General features: G+C 30.6%; 20 protein-coding genes. 4 read left to right on the top strand and 16 right to left on the bottom strand.

Features of this window, described 5'->3' with window-relative positions; all coding sequences use genetic code 11:
• Window positions 1–67: 67 nt before the first annotated feature.
• The 13 genes from LXD69_RS04835 to LXD69_RS04895 all read right to left on the bottom strand — a co-directional run bounded on the left by LXD69_RS04835 (window position 68) and on the right by LXD69_RS04895 (window position 17,216).
• Window positions 68–769: a hypothetical protein gene (locus LXD69_RS04835; RefSeq protein ID WP_246917899.1), complete on the bottom strand. Its 702-nt coding sequence runs from the start codon at window positions 767–769 to the stop codon at window positions 68–70.
• Complete coding sequence (locus LXD69_RS04840) at window positions 766–1,185, bottom strand: hypothetical protein (protein WP_246917900.1); 420 nt, start codon at window positions 1,183–1,185, stop codon at window positions 766–768. The genes LXD69_RS04835 and LXD69_RS04840 overlap by 4 nt, the downstream gene beginning before the upstream one ends.
• Window positions 1,186–1,257: 72 nt before the next feature.
• On the bottom strand, window positions 1,258–2,100 hold the full coding sequence (locus tag LXD69_RS04845; RefSeq protein WP_246917902.1) for a hypothetical protein: 843 nt from the start codon (window positions 2,098–2,100) through the stop codon (window positions 1,258–1,260).
• Window positions 2,101–2,111: 11 nt separating this feature from the next.
• Window positions 2,112–2,348 (bottom strand): hypothetical protein, encoded by a 237-nt coding sequence (locus LXD69_RS04850; RefSeq protein ID WP_246917904.1) that lies wholly within the window; start codon window positions 2,346–2,348, stop codon window positions 2,112–2,114.
• A 142-nt stretch (window positions 2,349–2,490) separates the two neighbouring features.
• Window positions 2,491–3,345: a DUF4329 domain-containing protein gene (locus tag LXD69_RS04855; RefSeq protein WP_246917906.1), complete on the bottom strand. Its 855-nt coding sequence runs from the start codon at window positions 3,343–3,345 to the stop codon at window positions 2,491–2,493.
• Window positions 3,346–3,574: 229 nt separating this feature from the next.
• Window positions 3,575–4,057 carry a hypothetical protein gene (locus LXD69_RS04860; RefSeq protein WP_246917908.1) on the bottom strand — a complete coding sequence of 161 codons (483 nt, stop codon included), beginning with the start codon at window positions 4,055–4,057 and terminating at the stop codon, window positions 3,575–3,577.
• Between the two features lie 4 nt (window positions 4,058–4,061).
• On the bottom strand, window positions 4,062–7,505 hold the full coding sequence (locus LXD69_RS04865) for a DUF6443 domain-containing protein (protein ID WP_246917910.1): 3,444 nt from the start codon (window positions 7,503–7,505) through the stop codon (window positions 4,062–4,064).
• Between the two features lie 6 nt (window positions 7,506–7,511).
• A complete protein-coding gene (locus LXD69_RS04870; protein WP_246917912.1) occupies window positions 7,512–10,739 on the bottom strand; it encodes a hypothetical protein in 3,228 nt (1,075 codons plus the stop codon).
• Window positions 10,740–10,757: 18 nt separating this feature from the next.
• Window positions 10,758–12,356 carry a T9SS type A sorting domain-containing protein gene (locus LXD69_RS04875; protein WP_246917916.1) on the bottom strand — a complete coding sequence of 533 codons (1,599 nt, stop codon included), beginning with the start codon at window positions 12,354–12,356 and terminating at the stop codon, window positions 10,758–10,760.
• A gap of 358 nt (window positions 12,357–12,714) precedes the next feature.
• Window positions 12,715–13,464 (bottom strand): hypothetical protein, encoded by a 750-nt coding sequence (locus tag LXD69_RS04880; protein WP_246917918.1) that lies wholly within the window; start codon window positions 13,462–13,464, stop codon window positions 12,715–12,717.
• Window positions 13,465–13,821: 357 nt separating this feature from the next.
• Complete coding sequence (gene amaB / locus LXD69_RS04885) at window positions 13,822–15,375, bottom strand: L-piperidine-6-carboxylate dehydrogenase (RefSeq protein WP_246917920.1); 1,554 nt, start codon at window positions 15,373–15,375, stop codon at window positions 13,822–13,824.
• 98 nt (window positions 15,376–15,473) lie between these two features.
• Window positions 15,474–16,004, bottom strand: a complete 531-nt coding sequence (locus tag LXD69_RS04890; RefSeq protein WP_045970542.1) for a 3-hydroxyanthranilate 3,4-dioxygenase — start codon at window positions 16,002–16,004, stop codon at window positions 15,474–15,476.
• 105 nt (window positions 16,005–16,109) lie between these two features.
• Entirely contained in the window at window positions 16,110–17,216 is a 1,107-nt protein-coding gene (locus tag LXD69_RS04895; protein ID WP_246917922.1) for an endonuclease/exonuclease/phosphatase family protein, read from the bottom strand.
• Between the two features lie 139 nt (window positions 17,217–17,355).
• On the opposite strand from LXD69_RS04895, the gene LXD69_RS04900 reads away from it, so the two are divergent.
• The 4 genes from LXD69_RS04900 (at window position 17,356) to hflX (ending at window position 23,576) form a co-directional block, all read left to right on the top strand.
• Window positions 17,356–20,205 carry a TonB-dependent receptor gene (locus LXD69_RS04900; RefSeq protein ID WP_246917924.1) on the top strand — a complete coding sequence of 950 codons (2,850 nt, stop codon included), beginning with the start codon at window positions 17,356–17,358 and terminating at the stop codon, window positions 20,203–20,205.
• An 11-nt stretch (window positions 20,206–20,216) separates the two neighbouring features.
• The gene (locus tag LXD69_RS04905) at window positions 20,217–20,849 is read left to right on the top strand and encodes a choice-of-anchor J domain-containing protein (protein WP_246917928.1); all 633 of its coding nucleotides are present in this window, start codon (window positions 20,217–20,219) and stop codon (window positions 20,847–20,849) included.
• A 3-nt stretch (window positions 20,850–20,852) separates the two neighbouring features.
• Window positions 20,853–22,262, top strand: coding sequence for a DUF5689 domain-containing protein (locus LXD69_RS04910; protein WP_246917930.1), 1,410 nt, complete (start codon window positions 20,853–20,855; stop codon window positions 22,260–22,262).
• 90 nt (window positions 22,263–22,352) lie between these two features.
• Window positions 22,353–23,576: a GTPase HflX gene (hflX, locus tag LXD69_RS04915; protein ID WP_246917932.1), complete on the top strand. Its 1,224-nt coding sequence runs from the start codon at window positions 22,353–22,355 to the stop codon at window positions 23,574–23,576.
• Window positions 23,577–23,623: 47 nt separating this feature from the next.
• Here the strand turns inward: hflX and LXD69_RS04920 are convergent, their stop codons facing one another.
• From LXD69_RS04920 to LXD69_RS04930, 3 genes are all read right to left on the bottom strand, one after another.
• Window positions 23,624–24,535, bottom strand: a complete 912-nt coding sequence (locus tag LXD69_RS04920; RefSeq protein ID WP_045970530.1) for a DUF3078 domain-containing protein — start codon at window positions 24,533–24,535, stop codon at window positions 23,624–23,626.
• A gap of 89 nt (window positions 24,536–24,624) precedes the next feature.
• Window positions 24,625–25,137, bottom strand: coding sequence for a DUF2480 family protein (locus LXD69_RS04925; protein ID WP_045970528.1), 513 nt, complete (start codon window positions 25,135–25,137; stop codon window positions 24,625–24,627).
• 8 nt (window positions 25,138–25,145) lie between these two features.
• Window positions 25,146–26,981, bottom strand: a complete 1,836-nt coding sequence (locus tag LXD69_RS04930; protein ID WP_045970526.1) for an ABC transporter ATP-binding protein — start codon at window positions 26,979–26,981, stop codon at window positions 25,146–25,148.
• Between the last annotated feature and the right edge of the window lie 11 nt (window positions 26,982–26,992).

Here is a 26,992-nt window from a genome sequence, read left to right on the forward strand (position 1 = left end):
GTGTCACTAACTTTGGAACATTACCTAATTTGGCAGTTAAGGGTAAAACAAGTTAGGAGTCGCTTCCTTATTTAAAATTTTGTTTTACATTATACTCATAAATAGAAAAATTATCTTTTTTAGATTCCTTTATCATTATAATTTGTTCATTTGCTTCTAAATTTTCATACTTGACTTTAATAAAATAACTGATACTTATACCATCATCAGAATATTCCGTTTTTATGATGTTTTTTTCTATTAATTTTCCAAAATGATTATTTTTAAAAATAATAATCTCTTTAAATCTATTGTAAGGGGTTTTTTGATAAAACCTAAAACTTATAATGTTATCAAGTTTCTCAGGGTTTTCAATATTCTCGTAAAAATAATTAATTATTTCTTCTGGAGTTAATTTATTATTGTCATTAGAATTTTCGATTACAATCTTACTAGGTTCAATATAATTAATTTTTTTTTCAAGTCTATTACCATTATAAATATAAGCTATAGAATCGCCACTGTTTTTATAAATTGAATCACCTATCTCAATATAACAAACAAATTGAGGTATTAATAAAATTTCTTTACCTCCTTTTAAAACTAAAATTGTTGAATTGTTTTTAGATTTTTTTTTACCTATTACTTTACCATGAAACTCTTTTTTAAGATAAATATCGTTATGTTTATTACTAAAATTAGTAAATCTCAAACTATAAATATAAATTCCTATTCCTAATGAAATAATAGCACAAATTATTATATAAATATCTTTATTGTTTTTTATCATCTACATTTTTCATCAGAATAAACCTTTTTAATTTCAAAGAGGTTTATTAAATAATTAGCTAAAACATCATTCTTATATACATCACCATCTGTTTTAAATACATACCCATTCTTAACGGTAAAAATCAAAGTAGTTTCCTTTGGAAAAAAATCTTTACTTCCAGTATTGTATTTAATACTCATATAACCTCTATGATGACTTGTCATAACAAAATTTATTTTTTGTAATCTTGAAAGTTCATTACAGATAAAATCTATCTCTTTTTTAGTAATTATATCCATATTTGGTAATCCACAATTGTATTCATAATTACTGTTTCTTATAGAAAATGATTTTAAATCCTCAGGACAACTAACTCCTTTACATGATATATTTGAATAAATAAAAAAGCATAGAATAAATTTAGTAAAATTCATATTCATCTTGTTGATTTAATAATTTCGTATAACCATAAAATCTGAAGTCTAGGAGGTTTCTGAGATACCTATTTAATTTAAACTATCTATATTTTGAATAAACTTATCTTTATCAATAAAATACAACATAACATTTTTGCGGTACTTTGATATTTTAGAATATTCAATTAGTAATTTGTTTTCTCCTACTAAAAAAACTTTAAAAAGTCTAAAAATAGAGTCAGTATTTTCAATGTTTAATGTTTTAATAACCACTCCTTCTTTAATGATTTTAAATTCATTATAAGACGTAAATACTATAAACAAATCTACATCTAATATTTTATAATCAAACAAGTTTTCTGAAACAAGAATTTCTTCTTCTATTTTTACTCTTTTATATATAAAATGATATTTATTATTCTTAAAATAGTAATTTAAAAAATCGGGTTTACTCAATTCTCTAACTATATTTGGCCTATCTATTCTATTATTTAAAACTTCTTTTATTTTTAGAGATGTATTACCATTATATACAGATTCTAAATTTTTTGAAAATAATTTTTCTTTTTTATAATTTATAATTGCATACTCAATAACTTTTAAAGACTTCTCTATATTGAATTCCTCTATTTTAAACATAACATTCAAACCGATAAGGTTGTCTACACTATCTTTTCCGTCAGAAAACCAATATCTCATATAATTGTCTTCTTTTTGAATAAAAGTTATATAAATTTTATCAAAATAAAAATACTCTTTTGATAAAATTTCTGCATACTGAGCTACAATAAGAGCTTTGTTTATGTCTTCAGTGTATTCTGATGTTAAAATAGATATGGCAATATTGTCATATACTTTTTTAGTAAGAATGTCTTTGTTAGCGAATGATTTATGTAAAAAAATCATAGTAAACAATAAAAAATATTTTTTCATTTTTTTCATTTTTAATTTTGAAAATTAATTGTTCCTTCCAAAGGTAGTACTTGAGGAGTGTTATTTGGACTGATTTTATTAAGTCTCATATTAGAATTTTCATCACTAGGATTTGTTCTTGAAAGATTCTTATTAACTGTTAAAGTATATTCACCCGTTTTAGGATCTTTCTTTAAACTGTAAACTAAACCACTTGGGGTATATATGTAAGATGCTTCAAAATTATTGTCTTCCGCATTTTTTTTCATTGCAGTCTGGTCAGTACCACTCGGACTATTTGCATGACTATCAAGTATATATTCGTTAATATTGTCAAGAGTAACTCCTTTTCTACCATTTATCGATCGACCGTTAGTTTCTTTCTCTGATGTATAGTTAGCATTATCATCGTTACCGTGTGTGTCCTTCTCCTACTATTGTAGCATCAACAGGAATGTCATCAGACTGTTTTGGATTTGAGAGTCCTTCAAGAAATATTTTTGGAGTCGCATAAGAATAAGTTCTGTCTGTATTCTTGTAAAATTGAGTAGATATTTCTCTTTTTTCATGAATAGAATATCCGTTGTATTCTTGAGAGAAATTTCTCGAAGCTTCCTGCAAAGAAGAGTGAACTGTATGAGGTTCCAATCCTTCAAGTTCTCTTGAATCAACAACTCTATTTCCACTAAAAGCATAAGGAGTCCATAAAGGATAATCTTCCGCTAAAGGATCAATATTCATAAACCTCCCAATTGCATAATCATAATTTCTCCATTTAAAACTATCCCAATTCAAGCCCAACTCATCTTGACGTTCTTGCTCTTGATATTTATAATTATACTTAAAATCAATAGGACAACTCGGGCAAGGTTCTTCTAAGACAAGATCTCCACCACTTTTGTAATATGCTTTTCTACTCATATTATAATTAGCATGCTTTAAGCCAAAAGGGTAGTAATTATTTTCTTCTAGTATTTCTAATGCTTTTGTGCTTGGGTCTGTGCTATAACTTAAACGAATATTTCCTAAATGGTCGGTATAATTAAAAACATAGCTGTAATTGTTTGCTTCATGTTTTACATAGCCCTCAGCATGTGGGAAAAATTGCAATACATTGTTTTTGTATTGAAAACCTCCTGCTAAATAATTGGTTTGGGTTATGTTGGTTGCTTCATTCACTATTTTGCTTACTTTTTGTCCTGTTGCATTGTAAATATAGGTAATAGTATTGGTGCCTACAACTATTTTTATAAGTAAAAAACGCATCACTAATTCTGATACATGAGGTCAACTTTTTTATCATTTTCTTCATTTTAAGGCTTTATATAACAGAAAAAGGAACGCAATATTGCATTCCTCTTTAATACCTGTTTCTATTTTTTTATTGATTATCAAATTATTAATTTCCAATAAAAGTTGTATCACTAAATCTGAAACATTACCGGAAATTATAGTAACCTTTGAAACATTAGCTCCGAACAGTGGTCTTATTTTGTCATTTTTTTGTAGACTCTATATAATCTTTAGAACTAGGAATATTCTCAATATTACCAAATCTCATTTCAAATTCTTCTTCATAATCTATTCTTTTTGCTTTTGATTCAAAAGACTTCAACAAATAATAATTCGAAATTTTATTAATGGCATCACTTTCTTTGGTTACGCTTATTTCACTGAATGCTTTAAAGTTATCTCTAAACGCAACTGAATAATTATAATTTTCTGCCATAAAAATTGAATAGTATAAAAATTCTTTTGCATATCCACTATTAAAGTAAATATCTCTTAGTTTATAATATGCAATTGTGTCTCCAGTATAAACTTTACTCTTTAATTCTGTAATGAGTTTCTCATCATTCTTTATACTTAGATATAATTCAGGTGTAGATATCTCGGTCTTTACATCGTTTTTCTTATTACATGAATATAATATTAATATAGAAAACAATAAAATACTCTTTTTAATAATTAAATTCATTATTTTACTTATTAGGATAGATTAAACTTGTTGGAATTCTACTAACAACTTTACCGTTTTGGAAAATCACTTGATGTCCAAAATTATTTGCTTTTATACCTCTTTCTTTATCAGATACTACTGTACTTACTCCAACAATTGCAGGTTTCCCATTTGTTCCAGTACCATATAAAACATATCCTTCATATCCTATTACAGTTGCATTTGGATGCCTCTTTGATATTTTTCTAGCTATAGAAGTTGGATAATCTTTATTTTCTCCGGCTGATTGACAAGAATGTAAAAATAAAGTAAATACCGTATTTACATCTTTAGAAGCATTTTCATATGCTAGACTTGCTTTTGACATTATTTCATCAAAATCTTTTGCATCGGTAATTGGGCCATTTAATCCATTATTATCAGATATAAAACCATAATTACCATGTCCAAAAACATTAAATATATTATCTCCTACATCATAATTGTCAGGCATATTTCGTTCATCGAAAACTTTATTAAATGTTGCTTGTCTTGGGTCGTCTTTTGTAGGCATGAAGAAATTAACAGGAGGCTCTTCATCCGCACTAAATTGAGACATTACTTGTTCTTGTGTAGCCTCTTTTCCACCTTGAGTTCTATATCCTCCTTCATCCCAATCATAATAAATATCTGCTGTTTGACCTGCTTCTGCCTTCATTCCATCAGGATCAATAAAGTAAACTGGATTATTAAGAGCGTAAGTATATGGACTATATCTTCTTGACATTTCCGCCAGCGGGTCAACATTCATCCATCTACCCAAAGCAGCATCGTAATTTCTAGCTCCGTAGTCATACATGTTCAGTCCTAGCTCTGTTTGCAGTTCTTTGCCGTTGTATTTATATTGATAAGCATTAGAAGTATTATGCGTTTCATGTTTTAGTCCAAAAGGATAATACTGATTTTCTTCCACTATTTCATCAGCCTCTATGATATTGCTGTTGTTAATATCGGTGTAACTAAGTCTAATATTTCCTAAATGGTCGGTATAATTAAAAACATAGCTGTAATTGTTTGCTTCATGTTTTACATAGCCCTCAGCATGCGGAAAAAATTGCAATACATTGTTTTTGTATTGAAAGCCTCCTGCTAGATAATTGGTTTGGGTTATGTTAGTTGCTTCATTCACTATTTTGCTTACTTTTTGTCCTGTTGCATTGTAAATATAGGTAATAGTATTGGTGCCTACAACTATTTTAACAGGCAAGTTTAAATGGTTATAGATAATGTTTGTGATGCCTTTATTGTCATCTTTTGTCATATTTCCATTAGCATCGTAAGTGTAATCATCAATAGGATCTGCAATGCCATCACTATCATCTTTAAAACCAGCAGAATCATTACTGGCATCAAATACTTTTAGTAATTGATTTTTAACATTAGGATGATAATCATATGTTAGATTGTCAATAACATTGGTGTTTCCGGCATTAATACCACCATTTCTAACGAGTGTTTTGATGTTTCCATTTTTATCGTAAGATAAGGTTTCATCATAGGCATTAACATCATTTACAGTGGTTTTTGGCTTTAAAAATGTAGCATTGGTTAGCCTGTTTAAATTATCATAGTTATAATTGTATTTTTTAAGTGCATCATAATTCGTTTTCCAATAGGTAGCTGAGATATTTCCATTATAAAGTGGTGTGGACTGAATGTCGTTTATTCCTAATGTTTGAACTTCATTGTAATTAATTTTGAATGAAAACAAATCGTTTCCTATGTTCTCTATGTCATTAATGCTTTTTAGCCAACCTCTCACGTTGTAAGTATAATCTACTTTTTGTAGTCCTGTAGCACTTGGGCTTACATTGGTTCCACCTACTTTTTTACTGATCAATTGCCCTAGTTCATCATAGGTGTTTTGGGTAATAAGCTGTTCTGGCAGACTGTTTATTTGTTGTTTGTGTTGGGTCAAACGATCTTGTGGGGAATAGCTAAAACGATCAGTAACGGTTAGTACTGTAGCATTGGTGTCGTATTTATGGGTGGTAATGGTATATTCGGTTTTTCCAGCCCAATCGAGTTTAGAATCTACTTGTGTAAATCCACCTAAATGGTTAGATGTATAGGAACGCACCGGTCTATAACGATCATCGTATAAGGTGTAGCTGGTTTCTACTCCATTTGGGTTGGTATTGTTCATCACTCTCACCCATGAACCGGTTGGTAAGCCTTTCACATTGGTAGCTATGGTCTGGCCTTCTATTTGGGTTGGTACTGGATTTGGAGCATTTGGATAAGAATAATTATCATAATAATTTTTGGTTAAAATAAGGTCATCTCCAGCGAAAGCAAAAGGGTTACTTCCTGTATTTATACTATTTTGTTTTGCGGCTCTTTCAGATGCCGTAACAGTCATTTGTTTCCAACCCGTTTGGGTCACTCTTCCAAAAACATCATATTCCGTTATCATCCAGCCTACGATTGTTCCACCATCAGGTATAAAAGCAGGTCCGGTAGCTACAGGTCGGTCTAGTTTGTCATAAATAATAAATTCCCATTGTTTACCTGGTAATTTTTTTTCTACTAATCGGTTGCGATGGTCGTATTTGTATTGATACCCTAAATTATCCAAATTAGCCTGACTGGCAATGCCTTCTGCTAATGGTGGAATCACATAGGTAAGATTACCAAATTGGTCATAAATATAGTAAGTTTCGTGTGGATTGCCATTATTAAAAGTACGTTTTAATACCACTTGTCCTTCTTTGTCTTTGTATTCTTCAATGGTATTGTCCTTTGGATGAGTTTGTGTCGATTTCCAGTTTTCATCTTTGGTAATGGTTTTGTATAGTTGATTTTCGGCATAATACCCTAAGTCTTGAGGACTAATGGTATATAAGCCTAAGGCAGCATTCCATGTCGCATTGGCTTTGTATAATTTTACAGCTCCATTTCCTGTTCCTATATTCGTTCCGTATTCAAATTTTATTTCTTTACCTTGTCCCATTGCCCAAGGATCACCTGGAGCAGCTTGCTTAAACACTCGGTTTAGTGGAGAAGCTTCTAGTTCTTTTTCGCTATATGGATTGCCTGTAATATCAAAAGCGGGATTACCTGTTTTTGAAGGATCGAGTATGCCATAAAAATTCATTACTGAAGCTTGGGCAGTCGGGTCGTAATTTAAATTAGACGTCGTGTTCACATAAGGCAGATATTCTTTGGTTTGTCTGCCAAATTCATCATATTCTATATGGGTTACAATATCCTTTCCAGAGTTGGATTGTTGGTGGGCTACTTGTTGAATAGGTCTTCCCAATCCATCAAAATAACTCACTTGTACAGTGGCAACGCTTACATCAGGATCTGGAATCGGAGTTGCAGTGGGTTGTTTGTACGTAATGGTTTTCACCCAGTTTTGATCGGTACTTTGTCCTAAAGCAAGAAAGGGGATTAGGGTTAATAGGTATATTATTTTTTTCATCTTGCCTTAGTTTTTATAATGATACTTGTTTTCGCTTACTACCTTATCGTCTTTGTCCGTTACAAATTCCAATCGGTTAAAAGTATCATAATGATATCGTACAAAATTCCCTTTAGGATCAGTCATAGTACTTACACCTATAAGTGGTTTGTGTGTATAGGTGGTTATCATCGCATTGGGTAAAACGGTTCTCAAACTATTTAAAGCCGTTATCAAGCTCGCTTCATCTGTTCCATTAGAAAGGGTTTGCAAATTGGCTTCATATGGTTGCACTTGGGCATAGGTGGCATTTTCTATTTTAGCAATAGGTAACGTTTTATTATAGCCCCAAATATAAGTGATAGGTTGTCCGCCTTCTTGCTGCACTTCTAACGGGTTACCTGTAGTGTTGTCCAGTGCATTGTATTTTATTCTGTCTTCCGCTGTGACTGCTCCTTTGGCTGTTTTTATCACCTCTGGCGCTAATAAACCATTGCCCCAGTCTCTATATTGGGTTTCTTGCTCTGATAGTTTTTCTGTGCCTTTAAAAGATTGTGTTTTTAATGGAATAGCAATCATGTTTTTATCAATCATGGCTTGGTTGCCCATTTCATGTGCGTAAGAATATTTTGTTTCAAGTATTTCTCCTAGAGAATTTTTTGAAACAACAGATGATAACTGAGCATTTATTGGGTTTTCATATTTATAAGTTTCTTCTGTTTTTAAGAGGTTACCATTAAAATTCTCTTCAGTTATTTTTTTATCCATGTAGTACCAAGCCGATATTAATTTAGAACTTTTGTAAGTATATAAATTATAAAAATTTACATCAGCCCTTACAAGGTTTATACTTAAACTTCTTTGATGAAACTCATTTGGAAAAGATGGATTATCTATATGATTACCTGGTTCTAAACCTGAATGATTTATAACATCGGCTGGAGTATCTAAAAAACTATAGGAATATTTAGTTTTTCTAATAGTATCGTTATTTTTAAACTCATTTATTTGAGATATTAATCCTCGTTTCCAATTATATGATATTTTTGAAAAATAAGTGTCATCACCATAACGTAAATCATCATGAAAAGTGAAATATTTTTCAGTTTTTATAGCATTACTTAGATTAAATACATCATGATTTTTTTCGGTTACCTTTTTATAAAATATATGATGCCCTCCATAACCAAATAAATCAAATGGCAACCTTGAATATTGTACTAAATAACCTGAAAAAGACCATTCGTATAAATCTGAAACTCCATTTACAAAAGGACGGGTATATTGATCAAAATAGTATGGCTTTTCATATAAAACACCCGAAGAATTACCACCATTTTTATATTCATATGATTTATGGTATTTTAAATCATTACCCTCTTTCATTTTTATATTTTGAACACGTAGACCTCCAACTTTACCTATCGACATAGGACTAGAATAAGATTTTAAAACATTAAAACCTAAGAATTTATTTTCATTCTCTATATTATCTTTACACTCTAAAACCAGCTTGTATGTTTTGCCTTTTATCAAATGATAGTCACCTACAAAAGGTTTGTTTTGATTACCTGTACCTATTATTTCAAAATTGATTAAATTATTTTGATCATCATAAAGACGTACAAGTACATTATTATCTGTTGTAATTGGCCCATTATCATATATGTAAAATTGTACATAAGGAGAACTAATATAGCTTTCAGGCATAGTAAAATATTCTTCAATAACTTGCCAATCATTACTAAAAATATCATCTGTATTCGAATAAAGAGTTACTACATTATCCCAATAGAATTGAGGATAAGTGATACCACAATCTGAGCAGTCATTTAGTTCATAAGTAAACTCTATTATCCCTTTTGTAGGCAAAGTAACATTTTTTAACACATTGGTTTGACTTTTCTGCAAACTAGGGGCTTTTACAGCTCCATTTGAGTCTCCAAATAATGAATTAAAAGTATATCTATTACAGCTCTCATTGTAATATCCCCAATGATCTAAACATTGCGTATATCTTTGTACAGGTAATTCATTAGAATAAGAAAAAACATAGGGGTTTTCTCCTATTTTTTGAAAACTTTTTAATTTTAATCGATAATTTGAATCTTCATTTTTAATTATACTCTCAAAAATAGTTGAATCATAAGAACTTTCACTTATTCCGTAATAGCCATAATCAAATTGAAACAAACTTATGTCAGTATCATATTTAATTTTAATAGAGTCAAGTGTTTTAGGAGCAAATTCTTGTTGAGTACCTTTAATATCCTTTCTGTATTTATTATATACAAATTCAACTTGATCTTTTTGATTAACTTTAATTTTTACAAGAACTTTTGAAGTTATTTGAGAATAAAATGAAGTTATTTTTTCTGCACCTCCATAAAACGATTGATAATATCTTGTGTAATCTTTGTCATTTATCAAATTATATTTTACAGTATCATAGATAAATTCAACTACTTCATTATTAGGAGTTATAATTTTAGATAAATAATATGTGTAAGAATTACTATTTGAAATTCCGTTTAATTCTTGTATTGCAACGCAATCATTTATAGTTCTATTAATATTTTCTGTCCTTATTTCATACAAATATCTAACACCTTTTATATCAATTATTTCAAAAGTATGATTAGTAGAATTATAAATAATTTTTTCTTTACCAAATGGTATTTGTTTAGCCTCAAAATTACTAGCAAAAAAGAACTTACCAGAATTAATTGGTGTAGAATAATAAAATAAATCAGGTTGAACTTCTAATTGATAATCTTTAATTTGATCAAACATATATAAATCCGTATTGGGATTATGTAAACTATCTAAATTGGGATAAGGATTAACACCAAAATATGGTGATGAAATAGGAAGTTTAAAATCTCTATCATTAGGCAAATCCCAATAATTGTTTGCAGGACCTGGTACGTCTATATCATTTTGACCAATTACATTTTGTGTTATTTTCCCTCCTACATTAAGTTCCCATCCTAAACCTACATTACTTGCTATTTCAGAAGGTTTAAAACCATATGATTGATATGATAAAGTTATCGGAATTGTTAAGTCCTTTAATTTTATATTATGAATAGGTAAAGAATAATTAGAACCACCTGTTGAATAATTAATTGGAACATCAACAGTCCTAATTAAAGAGCTAGCTTCAGGACTTGGAGGAAAAAAATCATCCTTATAGTTCTGAGACATTAATAAGCTAACTTTTAAAATAAATATTGTAAAAAAAATATTTTTCATTTCTAATAATTTTATAATTTATTTTTTAATCACCTTCACACTGCCGTGTTGGGTATTGGTTCTAATTTCAATAAGGTAAATCCCTTGTGGTAAAGCGCTAAGCTCCATAGGAATGGTTTTGTCTCCTGTAATTTCTATACTTTGCAAGCTTCTTCCGTTTAAATCATACAGGGTAGCAGTTCCTTTTTCATAGTCAAAGTTGACAATCACATTGGTAAAATGTATAGCCGGATTTGGCATGGCTTCTACCGTGATTCGTGCTTTTTCCTCTCGCTCTTTATCGCGTAGTTTCACCACCCAAAAATCATAGCCGCCTTTTACCGAGTTTTTATCTCTAGAAACACTACCTTTTGATGTACCCGCTAACAAATAACCACCATCTCGGGTTTCAAGTAGTTTTTTCATCACTTCTTCACCCTTGCTTCCTACGGTTTGCGTCCAGATTTCTTCCCCTTTTGCATTGATTTTTAATGCAATATAATCGTTAATGCCTTCCTTGTCCGATTGCAGGCTTTTCACTTTTGACTTTTGACTTTTCACTTGTGCTTCACTCTGTGCATAACCCCCTATTAAATAGCTCCCATCCGGATTTTCTACAATAGAGGTTAAAATATCAATCTTCCCATAATTGTAGGTTTCTTGCCAATCGATATTCCCTGTTTTGTCTAGTTTTAATACCCAAAAATCAGTGCCTTCTTTGTTCGACTTTGATTTAGAATTAGTAGCACCAGAATTAGAATTTCCGCCTACTATAAAGCCTCCGTCTTTGGTTTGTGAAAGCGCAAATAAATGATCATCTTGATCGCCACCCAGAGTGCGTTGCCATTCTATTGTCCCTTCTTCATCTAGTTTTACAATCCAGTAATCACCTAGTCCAAAGTTGCTCTCGGTTTTATCCCCTGAAATAGGAGAATTAGAATAACCACCCAAAATATAACCACCATCTATAGTTTGTGAAATACTTTTTAGTTCGTCTACATATTTACCCCCTAAGGTTTTTTGCCAAAGCACTTTCCCATCTTTGTCTAATTTCACTACCCAATAATCCAAATTCCCTCTACTATCTTCACTTTTGCCATACACATCATCAACTCCCTTTTCATCTTTACCCGATTTATCTGAACTCGAGGTTCCTCCTAAAATATAACCCCCGTCTTTTGTAGGTGCAATACTCAAAAGACGCTCCATACCATTACCACCTATGGTTTTTTGCCACATTTCTTGTCCTTTAGCATTGAGCTTTATAACCCAAAAATCTTCTTGTCCTTTACACACTTCCTTCTTATCGAGTCCTTTATCAGAAGCAGAAGTACCCCCTAAAATAAAGCCACCATCATGAGTAATAGCAATACTCTGTAATAAATCCACTTTATTCCCTCCAAAACTTTTTTGCCAATCCAGATTCCCATGCTCATCCATTTTCCAAAGCCAATAATCCAAATCGCCCTTATTTTTATCCTCTTTGTTCCCGTTTTTTCCAGAAATAGAACTTCCTGCTAAAATAAAGCCATAATCTGGCGTTGCAATAGCATCATACAGATATTCAGCATGTTTTCCTCCGTAAGATTTTTCCCAAAGAATGTCTTGGGCAAACACTAAGGGTGAGACAATAGTCATTGCCAGCACACCTAATTTTAATTTTATATACATAAGTGAGTAGTTGTTAACAAATTGTAAAAGTCAAAGCTAGTTTTTAAAAAGATACCGGTCAATACGTATAAATACGTATTTTTCAATGTTTTTTGTACGTATAAATACGTACTTTTCTCTTTTTAAGCGCAAGAAAAGGTAAAAAACAGTAAAAGTTTAACTAATAGACTTTATTTTTTTTAGGCTCAAAAATAGAACCAAATTGCATTGATTTTTAATTATTTTTAAATTTTAACCGTGATTACAGAAAAACTGTAATTTGTGTTAAAAACAAACACTTCTTATTAACATATAGCAACAAGAAGTGCCTATAAATTCCTGATTTTTAAAGAACTTCAATAATACTTAGAACATTAAACTCTTCGTTTTTTAAAGAATACTGTACGCCATTTAATTCCTGATAAAAAGAAATCAGCATTAAAAATAACTGACAACCATTTCCTGTTGGAACACTAGCAGGAGTTAATACACTAGCATTAGGAGTAAAAGAAATAGGTAAGTTTACCACATTACTATAACCAATTTCCGATTCTCCTGTTTCAAAATCCAAATGCAAAACAACAGATTGCATACTAAAATGAGTAGCTCCTTGTGGAAACTGTAATTGCTCCGCAGGAATAAAATCAGTAAAAGAAATTACTCCATTGGCACTTTCAAAAACAAAAGGAGCAAACAATACATTGTTTAAAGGAGCATTAGCATTAAAATCAAACCCTTTTAAAATTTGTTTCCCCTGAGCAGTTGAAACCCCTTCACTCACTTTTCTTTGTCCTCTCAAAGAAACCGTATCTAAATTTTTAATCTTAGACATCAACTGCAACATCCTACTAGATAATTTACTGTCTTTTGCTTTAAAAACTAAACCACCTAACGCTAAGCGTAATAATTTTCCAGCACTAGCACTATGAGAAAACTCCGCCCCGTTCTCTCTAGTTCTAATAAAACTCGGATCATTTAGAATACGTTCCCTAGAAACACCCCCTTTTCTTCTTACAAAGTTTTTACCATCTTTTTTGTAGAAAGTTAAATCCTCAATTGTCCCTTCAATTTTCAAAATACCATTCGATTTTGCCATAATTATATTTGTTTAAATGTTTAGAGTACAAATATAAAAACTATTTGAAAATAATCAAACAAAACAAAGAAAAAAATCTAATATTTGTAAATCAAAAAATCTTATTCCTCTCTCCTCTCTTAACCTCTATAGCTATTTTAAGACAGGTCACAAAACCTACTACTCCATATTAAAGGTTACTTAAAGGTTAGGATAAAGGGAGGATAGTGTATAGAAACAGTATGGAAGTAGTTTATAAGAAGAAAATAATCTTAGCAACATTAAAATCAAAAAAAACCCTGCAAATAAATTATTTACAGGGTTTTGTATAAATAAAGTAACCATTCACTAATTACTTGTCACTTTTTACTATAAAAACTACAAATCAAATTTTATTCCTTGCGCTAAAGGCAATTGATCAGAATAGTTTATCGTATTCGTTTGTCTTCTCATATACACTTTCCAAGCATCAGAACCCGATTCTCTTCCTCCACCAGTTTCTTTTTCTCCACCAAAAGCACCACCTATCTCCGCACCAGAAGTACCAATATTTACATTGGCAATACCACAATCAGAACCTGCAAAAGACAAGAATTTTTCAGCCTCTTTCATACTATTAGTCATAATAGCTGAAGACAACCCTTGAGCTACACCATTTTGTAAATCAATTGCGTTTTCAACTTCTCCGCTATACTTCATTAAATATAAAATAGGCGCAAAAGTTTCATGTTGTACAATTTCAAAATGATTTTCAGCTTCAATAATCGCTGGTTTCACATAACAACCACTTTCATATCCTTCACCTTCTAAAACACCTCCTTCTACTAATACTTTTCCACCTTCCGCTTTCGCTTTTTCAATAGCAGCTAAATAAGTATTAACAGCATCTTTATCAATAAGTGGCCCTACGTGTTTCGTTTCATCTAATGGATTACCAATTTTAATTTGACCATAAGCTCCCACAATAGCATCTCTAACAGTATCGTAAACCGATTCATGAATAATTAAACGTCTGGTAGAAGTACAACGTTGTCCACAAGTTCCTACAGCTCCAAAAACAGCTCCTGGAACAACCACTTTTAAATCAGCAGTTGGAGTAATTATAATAGCATTATTTCCTCCTAACTCTAATAAAGACTTACCAAAACGTTCTGCTACTTTTGCACCAACAATTCTTCCCATACGAGTAGATCCTGTTGCAGACACTAAAGGAATTCTAGTATCTAATGTCATCATCTCCCCTACTTTATAATCACCATTAATAATACAAGAAATACCCTCTGGTAAATTATTTTCTTTTAAAACCTCAGCTATAATATTTTGACAAGCAATAGAACATAAAGGTGCTTTTTCCGATGCTTTCCATACGCAAACATCTCCACAAATCCATGCAAGAGCTGTGTTCCATGACCAAACAGCTACTGGAAAATTAAAAGCAGAAATAATACCTACAACCCCTATTGAATGCCATTGTTCTCGCATTACATGTCCTGGACGCTCTGAAGGAATTGTCTGTCCATTCAATTGACGCGATAGTCCAACTGCAAAATCACAAATATCAATCATTTCCTGAACTTCTCCATAACCCTCTTGCAAAGATTTCCCCATTTCATACGAAACTAATTTCCCTAGAGGCTCTTTTAGTTCCCTTAATTTATTTCCAAACTGACGTACAATTTCTCCCCTTTGCGGAGCTGGTATAGCTCTAAAAGTTTTAAAAGCTTCAGTTGCTTTTTGCATCACGCGTTCATAATCTTCTTTTGTAGTAGTTGTAACAGATCCTATTAACGTTCCATCAACAGGTGAAAAACTATCTATTTTATCACCATTTGAAAACCACTCACTTCCTGTTGAAGTCCCTTGATTAATCTCTTTTACTCCTAATATTTCCAATGCTTCTTGCATTCCGAATTGTTGCGATATTGTTGACATTGTAACTTTTTTACTTGTTTTTGTTATATTTCTACAAATGTATGAAATTGATTTTAATTTTTTTATTTTGACAAATAGGAAAAAACCTGACTATATTTTTATATAAATTTAGGGTTCGTTTCCATAATACTTCCACAATTACTACACGTTCTTTTTTCAATAGAAGTATAAAACGCTTTAAAATGGCTTAAAAAATCCTTTTCAATATCATTAAGTTTAAAATAAACCTCATATAATTTATGATTACAAGTATCGCAATACCACAACAATCCATCTTTAACAGGTAAGTCTTTCCTTTTTCTTTCAAAAACCAACCCAATAGAACCCTCTTCCCTATTAGGAGAATGCGGAATTTTAGCAGGATGTAAATACATATCACCCGCACCTAGCTTCATTGATTTTTTCTTTCCATCTTCTTGAACATGAATTGTTATATTGCCTTCTAATTGATAGAACAACTCTTCTGTTTCATTATAATGATAATCTTTTCGAGCATTTGGTCCTGCTACAATCATCACAATAAAATCCCCTGAATCAATATATAAATTTTTATTTGCAACTGGCGGTTTTAACAAATGTCTATTCTCCTCTATCCATTTAGTTAAATTGAAAGGTTTTTGTATACTCATTTTAAAAAAAATTAAATGTAAAGTTAATAAAAAAAGAAAAGGTTAGTTTGCAATATAAAAATTACCTACTAACCTTTTCTTTTAAAAAAAATTAAAACCCGATTTTTAATTCACTTGTTTTATAAGATACAAATAAACAGGAAGGTGATCACTAAATCCTGGAACCCCATTTGAATTTCGTTTAGGATACCCTTTCCATCTTCCTTCGTTTTGAATTAAATAAGGCTTCTTAAAAACTTGAGCTTTCCAATAAGTCCAAGTAGTATAATCTTTTCTAACTAATGGTTCTGAAACAATCATTTGGTCAAATATATTCCAAGAATCTCTATAGCCCAATGTTCCTATTCCTTGCTTGTGCATCTTCTCCATTGGGTTATACATATCAAATGCTTTCAAGTCTTCTTTTTTCCCAATAGCCTTTATTCCTTTTTTCACACTCTTATTAGTAGGATCATCATTTAAATCCCCCATCGTAATAATCTTTGCATTAGGATTTATTTTATAAAGAGAATCTATTATTTTTCTATTTAATGCTCCTGCAGCTTCCCTATTAGGACTGCTTTTTTTCTCTCCTCCTGAACGAGATGGCCAGTGATTAACAATAAAGTTAATCTCTTCCCCTTCTAAATAACCTGTAACTAACAATTGATCTCGTGTATAAATTCTTTTAGTTTTAGAATCTACTTCTACATTGTCATCTGTATCTTCAGTTATTTCTTCTTTCTCTTTTTTGTTGTTTTTTTCTCCATTCTCATATATATAAAGAGGAACGTTTATATAACTAGTAGGTGTGAAATATTTTTCCTGATACAATAAAGCTACATCAATACCCCTTTTGTCTGGAGAATCAAAATGTACAATTTTATATCCCTTGTCAACTATCTTTGGCATTTTTACCAAATCTTCTAGCACACGTCTATTCTCAATCTCACATGCTCCAATTACAACTGGAGAATTTGTAGGATTTTCATCAGTTCCTAACTCAATAATTACTCTTGATAAATTTTCTAATTTCTTTTTATAATTTCCATGAGTCCAACCATTAGAAGGAGTATACTCTTCATCATAAGTTATAGGATCATTTATTGTGTCAAACAGATTCTCAAAATTATAGAATGCAACCGTATGAATTTTAAATTTCTTTTCTTGCGAAAAAGATTGGTTAATTGTGAAAATCACAAAAAAAGCAGCTAAAAATTGTTTAATTTTCATATAATGAATGTTATGTTACCATCAATTTTAATACAAATCGGGTGCCAAAGGTAAATAATATTATTAAAAGTTATACATTTGTAGGCTGTTAAGTTTAAATTACTTGGCCTTTAAATTATTATTAATTTTTATCCATTCTATGAAAAAACTTGTATTAAGTACATTATTAGTACTACAAGCTGTTTTTGTTTTTGCTCAACAAAACCCTGCCTTAAAAGGTTCAGTAGTTGATTCCAAAACTCAAAAACCATTACAAAACGTTGTTGCTACAATCCAAAGCACAAATCAATCAGTAGTTACTGATTTTGAAGGGAATTTTTCTTTCAAAACATTACCTTCAGGTAAACCTGTGCTATTTATTAGCTCAACTGGTTACAAAACGCAAACCTTTGCACTAGAGCCTACAGAAGGTGAGACTTTAGATTTAGGTATTATTGTTCTTGAAGAAGATATTACTACTGAGCTTCAACTAAGTTTAGTAACAATAACTGAAAATGATTTAGGAGATGACAACACTGGTTCAGAAAGTACTTCTGGTTTATTACAAGCCTCAAGAGATACTTATCAACAGGCGGCAGCTTTTAATTGGGGGCAAGCTCGTTTCAGAATTAGAGGTTTAGACAATCAATATGGAAATACAATGATTAATGGTATTTCTATGAACAAAATTTATGATGGAAGACCACAATGGAGTAATTGGGGTGGTTTAAATGATGCTACTCGTAATCAAGAATTCACAATGGGTTCTACTCCTTCTGATTATACTTTTGGTAGTATATTAGGAACGCAAGAAATCAATACAAGAGCTTCTTTTTACAGACCTGGAAACAGATTAACAATGTCTGGAACCAATACAAATTATAGCTGGAGAGCAATGGCAACTCATGCATCTGGTTTAGACAAAAACGGATGGGCTTTCGTAGTCTCTGCATCAAGAAGATGGGCTCAAGAAGGTTATTTTGATGGTACCGATTATAGCGCAAATTCACTTTTCGCAAGTGTTGAGAAAAAATTCAATGATAAACACAGTTTAAACTTCACTTCTATCTACGCTCAAAATAGCCGTGGAAAATCATCACCAAACACACAAGAAGTTACCGATATAATGGGAGTTAAATACAACTCTTATTGGGGATGGCAAGATGGTCAAAAACGTAATTCAAGAGATAAAGACATTGCAGAACCAATTAACATGTTATCTCATTATTGGAAAATTACTGAAAAAACAACTTTAAATACAAATGTTGCTTACCAAACAGGAACAATTGGAAATACAAGAATTGATTTTCAAAATGCAAATAATCCAGACCCTACTTACTACAGAAACTTACCTAGTTACTTTTTAAATCAACCTCAATTATGGAATGATCCAGTAACAGATGCAAATGGTAACCCAGTACTAGACGGAAATGGAAATCAAGTTTACCAAAATCAAGATGCAATAAATGCCTTATCTTATTTTAAAGCCAATCCACAAATTAACTGGAATGCAATGTACATTGCAAATCAAAATTCATCTAATGGAGGTAGAAGTGTTTATGCACTTTATGAAGACAGAACAGATGATTCTCAATGGAGTGCAAACTCAATTATTAATTCAAGTTTATCAGATAACATAAGTTTAAATGGAGGAGTAAATTTCAAAAGATTAAAATCTCATAATCACCAAAACTTATTAGATTTAATGGGTGGAGAATATTTCTCTGATATTGATCCTTTCTATACAGGTAACAATGCTCAATCTGACTTAAACAATCCAAACAGACAAGTTCGTGAAGGAGACACTTATGGATACAACTATAATCTATTTGCTACTATCTTAGATGGTTTTACTCAATTCAAATTTAACTATAACAAGTTTGATTTTTATTTAGCTCAAAGTTTTTCAAGAACTGAATACCAAAGAGAAGGATTATACAGAAATGGAATTTATGCTGATAATTCATATGGAAAAGGAGATAAAGTAACCTATGAAAACTTTGGTTTTAAAGGAGGATTAACTTATAAAATAAATGGTCGTCATCTATTAGACTTTAATGGTTTATATATGACAAAAGCACCAATAATGCGTAATGTATTTTCTAACGCACGTTTAAACAATAATATTACACCTAATTTAACTAATGAAGATATTATAGCTGCTGATGCAAGTTACATCATTAGAACACCTAATCTTAAAGCTAGATTAACTGGATTCTATAACAAAATCTCAAATAGCTCTGAAATTTCATTCTTTTATGCAGAAAGTATAGGAGATGTTTCAGGTGATGAAGATTCTTTTGTAAGTGAAATTGTAACTGGACTTGACAAACAATCAATTGGTGCAGAATTAGGTCTTGAATATCAATTAACTTCTACAATTAAAGCAACTGCTTCTGCTTCATACGGTCAATATATTTATTCTGACAATGCAAAACTTGTAACAAATGATGATGGAAGAGCTGCAAACGGTTTAAATCCACTAAAAGATTTTGGAACTGTTTATATTAAAGATTATCGCCAACCAGGAGTTCCACAACAAGCTTATTCGTTTGGTTTAGAATATCGTGACCCTCACTACTGGTGGATTGGAGCAAATGTAAACTACCTATCTGATAGTTATATCGATGTTTCAAGTATATTAAGAACAGATAATTTCGTTATTGATCCAGATCCAAATAATACAAATGGTTATAGTTTCCCAGGAGCAACAGAGCCAAATGTTAGAAACATTTTAAAGCAAGAAAAATTTGACGGATTCACATTAGTAAACGTTGTAGGTGGAAAATCATGGAGAATTAGTTCTAAAAACAGGAATACATTCGGATTCTTCGCCTCAATAAACAATATATTTGACGTAACTTATAAAACAGGTGGTTTTGAACAATCAAGAAAAGCAACATATCCTGATTTAGTTGCAGATCAAGCAAATGGAACTCCTTCATTTGGATCAAAGTATTTTTACGGATACGGAAGAACATTCTTTGTTAATTGCTATATTAATTTCTAAAAAAATTGATTATGAAAAAAATATTTAAAAACATATTCATTGCAACTGTAATACTAAGCATTACTACAAGCTGTGTAAAAGATGATGATTATGATGTTGTTACAGATTATATTCCTGTATTAGTAGGAAATAATTTTGAAAATGAGAGCAGAGGAAGTGGTTCTAATGAAGTTGCAGTAAATTTACCTGGATGGTTAAACGTAGCTGTTGAAGGTTCAAGATTATGGCACGTTAGACAATTTGATGAAAATCAATATGCTGAATTTTCTTCTTTTTTTTCTTATAATGATCCAAATGATGATATTTGGTTAATTACTTCAAAAATGGATTTCGCAGCTACTCCTAATTCTGAAAGTCTAACTTTTGACACAAAGAAAAGAATTTCAAATTCTGCTGAATTTAAAGTTTTAATTTCTACTGATTTTGATGGAAACAAAGATAACATCTCAACTTCAACATGGGAAGAGTTAGATTTTATCTCACCTGATTCTGACGATGTTTTCGTAAATAGCGGAATAGTTAATTTATCCGACTACCAAAACAGCAACAATGTTTATGTCGCTTTTCGTTATATCGGAAGCAAAGCTAATGGTGCAACTACAACATTTCAAATAGATAATATTAGAATTTTTGAAAATAAATAAACTATGAAGAAGTTTAAAATAATTTTAACAACGGCTCTATTCACAACACTATTTAGTTGTGTAAATGGAGATGATTATGGAACACCTGATTTATCAAATGAATGTGTTACCCTAACAACAACTAAAGAAGTGATTGATATTACTTCTACATCTCAATCTAATCATCAAGAATGGACAGGAGAAGATATTATTGAAGCTTATGTAACATCAAGTGATGAAGGTGGAAACTTTTATAAATCAATATCATTAGTTTCAACTGATGGAAATATTGGATTTAGTATTCCAGTTGATGCATATAATTTATATACAAAATATGAACCAGGAAGACTTGTATATATTAACATGAAAAATCGTTATTACCAAATAGACAATAGCGCTACAGTTATTGGTTCATTATATGACGGTGGTGATATAACTAATCCAAACAATGATGACGTTGGTAGAATATCGGGTGTAGAATATGAAGATATTATACTACGTTCATGTTCAAATGTAAATGAAGATGATTTAGTAAATCACGTTACAATTGCACAGGCATTAAACAATCAATATATTAATAAATTAATTGAGTTTGATAACGTTCAATTTACTGATGCTTCATTAAATCAAAACTATTATGATACTGATGTATTTACAATAGGTGGCGGAACAAATCATCAAATAACAGATGAATTTGGAAACACAGTAACAGTACGTGTAAGTGAGTTTGCTACTTTCGCAGGAGATCAAATACCTAGCGGAAATGGTAAAATAAGAGGTGTATTAACAAAATTTGGTAGCACTTGGCAGTTTATGATAAGAACCCTAAACGATGTTAAATTAGACCAACCACGTATTGATTCTGCTCCACCATTAGGAGGGACTAACATCCAGTATTTAGGCTCTTTCTTAGAAGATTTTGAGACGTATACTTCTGGTAGTGTAACAACAGGACAAAAAATATTTCCAAAATATGTAAATGATCCTGTAGAAGGAGGTAATTATTGGTATTGTGAAGCTTTTAGTAATAATAAATATTTAAAAATGACTGCTTTTAGTTCCAATTCTAATTACCAATTTGATGTAAATAGAGTTTACTTTATAATGCCAGTTGATTTTTCAGCGGCAAACAATATGTCGTTTAAATCTCAAGATAGATTCGATGTTGGTGGTGTTTTAAAAGTTTATTATTCTACTGATTATGCCGTTTTAGGAAATGTTGATGATGCAACGTTAGTTGATATCACATCAAACTTTACTATTGCAAGCGGAACAACAGGTAGTGCTTCACAACCTTTTGTAAACAGTGGTGTTTATAATTTTCCAACTAGTTTAACTGGAAATGGCTTTATTCTTTTTGAATATACTGGAGGATATAGCTACACTCCTGCATTAACAACAACAATGCATATTGATGATATTGCAATTAACTAAATGTAGTTCGAAATATTCTAAAAACGCTCTCAAATTGAGGGCGTTTTTTTATACTAAATAATTGTACTTTTGTAATCATAAAGAAAGACTATGTTAGAAATAGAAAAACATGAATTTGAGAAAACAGCCATCGTAGGTATTGTTACTCAAAACCAAGATGAAGAAAAACTAAGAGAATATCTAGATGAATTAGAATTCTTAACCTATACTGCTGGTGGAGAAGTTGTAAAACGTTTCTCTCAAAAAATGGACAAACCAAATCCAAAAACGTTTGTAGGAACTGGTAAATTAGATGAGATTAATTACTACATAAAAGACAATGATATCAAAACAGTAATTTTTGATGATGAATTGTCTCCTTCTCAATTAAAAAACATTACAAAAGAATTAGACTGTAAAGTTTTAGACAGAACTAATCTTATCCTAGACATTTTTGCACAACGAGCTCAAACCTCTTACGCAAGAACACAAGTTGAATTAGCACAATGTCAATATTTACTACCTCGTCTTACAGGAATGTGGACACACTTAGAACGTCAACGAGGTGGAATTGGAATGCGTGGTCCTGGAGAAACAGAGATTGAAACAGATAGACGTATTGTAAGAGACCGAATCTCCTTATTAAAAGAAAAAATAAAAACGATAGACAAGCAAATGTCTGTTCAAAGAGGTAACCGTGGAGCAATGGTTAGAGTAGCCTTAGTAGGTTATACTAACGTTGGAAAATCTACTTTAATGAACGCTATTGGAAAAAGTGATGTATTTGTAGAAAATAAATTATTTGCAACATTAGACACAACTGTTCGTAAAACCGTAATAAAAAATTTACCTTTTCTTTTAAGTGATACTGTTGGTTTTATTAGAAAATTACCCACTCAATTAGTAGAATCTTTTAAAAGTACTTTAGATGAAGTAAGAGAAGCTGATTTATTACTTCATGTAGTTGACATTTCTCATCCTGATTTTGAAGATCATATTTCTTCTGTAAACGACATCTTAAAAGAAATTAAAAGCGATAATAAACCAACTATAATGGTTTTCAATAAAATTGACGCTTACAATCCTGTATATTTTGATTATGATAATTTAGAGATTGAAAAAGAAGCAAAGCATTATACATTAGATGAATGGAAACAAACTTGGATGAATAAAATAGGCGAAAATAACGCCTTGTTTATTTCTGCTACAGATAAATTAAATTTTGAAGAATTTAGAGAAAAAGTATATGAAGCTGTTAGAGAAATTCATATTACACGTTTCCCTTATAATAAATTTTTATATCCTGAATATAAAGAAGCAATGGACACCGAATAAAAAAAGACCTCAATTGAGGTCTTTTTTTAGATATAATCTATTTTCTTTTAAAATCCGTAGTTGAACCCTAAACCAAATACTTCTCTGATTTGAAAAGCTCCAATTGCATTATCATCATAAATAGCTTGAAAAGCAACATTAGTAGATATATATTTATTAATTTTCATTACTAAATTCATTTGATAATCAATATCAACATTTTGAGGGTTATCTAAATAATTAGAATATAAATTTAATATGTTTTCCATTGAAACATTTTCCATAATATTAAATTTATAATATGCATTTACAGCCGCACCAAATTCAAAACGAGATGTTTTCCCTTGATCAACACCAAATGCAGAACCAAACTCTGTAAAATGTTTATGAACAAATATTAAACGTGAAGTAGCTGGAGCTAAATTTACTTTTAGATTATCACTTTTTTTCCATAACATACCTGGTCCAGCTTGTAAATATGCTGGAGAGAAAAAATGAGATATTTTTGTATAAGTAGTAACATTTGTAACTGCATCTGTTTCTTGAAGAAAACCAGAGTCCATTTGAGTTTTAAAGTTTAAAAAACCTGAATAAAACCAATATCCTTTTGCTTTCTTACCTATTAAAGAAGTAAATTCTAAACGATCATCTGATTTTGTTGTAGGTTGATCTTTTAATTTGGTTAAACCATAAGCAGCAATAAATTTATTATCCCAAATCATTTCAGGAGTTTTATAATTAAAATCGTAATTTAATCCTGCATTCCCTGCAACATTACTTGTTCCTCCTCCAAGCCATTCATTATTAAAAGCTGATTGATTAAAAAGCAAAACAAAATTACCGGCCTTCTTCCATCCTACATAAGATGTATCTACTGCTTTTTTAGCAGCTTCGGACGTAACATTAATTAGTTCACCTTCTGTTTTTTGAGCAAAAATATTTACTGAAACAAAAATTAATAATAATAAGATTTTTTTCATACGTTGTCTATTTATAAATTTTAATTTTCAAATTAAAATCAAAGATTATGCCAACAAAAGTACGAATATTTGAATAAAAGAATAACTATTTACTTCAAATTAGATTTATACAAAGGCACGGCAGAACAAGCTTCACCAAACATTACACTCTTTGAAAAAGGATATAATTTTTGAATTGCCAATGTGTAAATTGCATTTGGAACAGGTTTTTTAGAGCATCCTTTTAAAATAACTGGTTTATCTTGATAATTTGAAAAATCAATTGATTCTAAAACTTTATTATAATGAAGTAATAAATAATCATGCTCATTTCCGTGTATAATTTGTTTGGCAAAAGGAATTAAATATGAAGCTACTAAAGCAAAAGTCCATGCAGGTAATATTGCATCTGTACTACAAAAAAGAACTATTCCTTTTTCTGAATAAATTGACCAATCAAATGATTTTAATAGCTCTCGAAAATCTTTTTCTTTCAAAATAAAACCTTCATAAAGCCACTGAGAAATATCTATAGTAACGATTTCTTCTTTTGGAAAATAATCTTCTAAATCAAAAACTTCAAGCTTACTATTTGCTACTTTATTTATAATATCTTTTTCCATACTATTTTTTATTGATATCCTTCTGCTTGAAGGGTAAATAATTCTGCGTACAATTTATTATTTTTCATGAGTTCTTCATGAGTTCCTGCTTCTAAAATTTTACCGTTTTCTAAAACTAAAATTCTATCTGCTTGACGAACAGTACTAAAACGATGTGATATAATTACACTTGTTTTATTTTCAATTAAATGTATAAAGCGTTCAAAAACTTCACTTTCTGCTTTTGCATCAAGAGCCGATGTTGGCTCATCTAAAATCATTACCTCAGCATTTTTCATATATGCCCTTGCTAATGCAATTTTTTGCCATTGTCCACCAGATAATTCCTGACCTTTTACAAAACGTTTTCCTAATTGTTGTTCATAGCCTAAAACTAATTCAGAAACTACTTCATCTGCCAAACTAAGTTTTGCTGCTTTTTCAATTCGTTCAATATTTTGAATTTCATCAATCTTTCCAATTGCAATATTTTCTTTAACCGTAAATTCGTAACGAAAAAAATCTTGAAATAAAACACCAAAAAAAGCTTGATAATCGCTTTTATTATATCGATTTATATTGACTCCATCTAACAAAATTTCTCCTGAAGTAGGTTCATAAAAACGAAGCAATAATTTTGTTAAAGTTGTTTTCCCTGCTCCATTTTGCCCAACAAATGCGATTTTCTCTCCTGCATTTATAGTAAAACTTATATCTTTTAATATTTGATGTTCCGATTCTGGATATGCGAAATAAACATTTTTAAACTCAAATCCTTTCTGAATTGTTTTTGGCAACGGAATATCTTCGCTATGCTTTGGTTCGGAAGAAATATCGATAAAATCAAAATAATCTTTTAAGTATAAAGCGCTTTCAGAGATTCTAGTAAACTTTGAAAAAAAGTCTTGCAAACTTTTCATTAATCGATTAAAACTTCCTGATAAAAACGTTAATTCACCTAATGTAATTACACCAGATAAAACACGATAGATAATAAAAACATAAGCAGCATAATAACTAATAGAACCTAAAACATTAAATAAAAAACCATAACTTGATCTTTTAATAACTAATTTTTTATTTAGATTAAAATACCTATTCGCTAAAACTTGAAAGCGTTCGACTACAAAATCAGTCAACCCAAAAAGTTTTATCTCTTTTGCTGTTTTATCATTAGCTCCTATAAACCGAAGATAATCTAATTCCCTTCTTTCAGTTGTCCAACTTCTGGCTAATGAATATTGTTGTTGACTAAAGCGTACTTCATTAATAAATGATGGAATGATACTCAATATTAATAAAATAATTAAATACGGTTCAAAATAAATTAACCCTGCAATTAAGGTAATAATCGAAATTGTTGTTTGAGCCTGACCTAAAACATTTGACATTAAATCAACACGACCCATTGTTTGAGTTCTTGCTCTTTCTAGTTTGTCATAAAATTCAGAATTTTCAAGAAGGCTAATATCTATTTCATTAGTCTTTTTAATAATTTGAATTGAAGTTTGAATGTTATACTGATCTCCTAATATTCCATCTGTTAACGAAATAGCTCTACTAACTAAATCTGACAAAACAATCAGAATAAACTCTATTACAACATACTTCCAAAGTTCTGAATAATCTGTTTCTGAATTTGTTGTAATTCTTATAATTTCATCAATTATAATTTTACCAATCCATAGAATTATTACTGGAAGAAGAGCAGCAATTAGTCTACAAAAAGCAGATGCAAAAAACAATTTTTTATTTGTCTTCCAAATTTCTTTAAAAAAACGAGGTATAAAAAAAAGCGAATTAAAAGTAGATTTTAATCCGATTTTTTGATTGTCGTTTAAAGATTTTGGTTGAAAACGTGCCATTTTTAGTATTC

Origin of the sequence: Flavobacterium sediminilitoris, from assembly GCF_023008245.1 — a bacterium.
Classification (GTDB): Bacteria; Bacteroidota; Bacteroidia; order Flavobacteriales; family Flavobacteriaceae; genus Flavobacterium; species Flavobacterium sediminilitoris.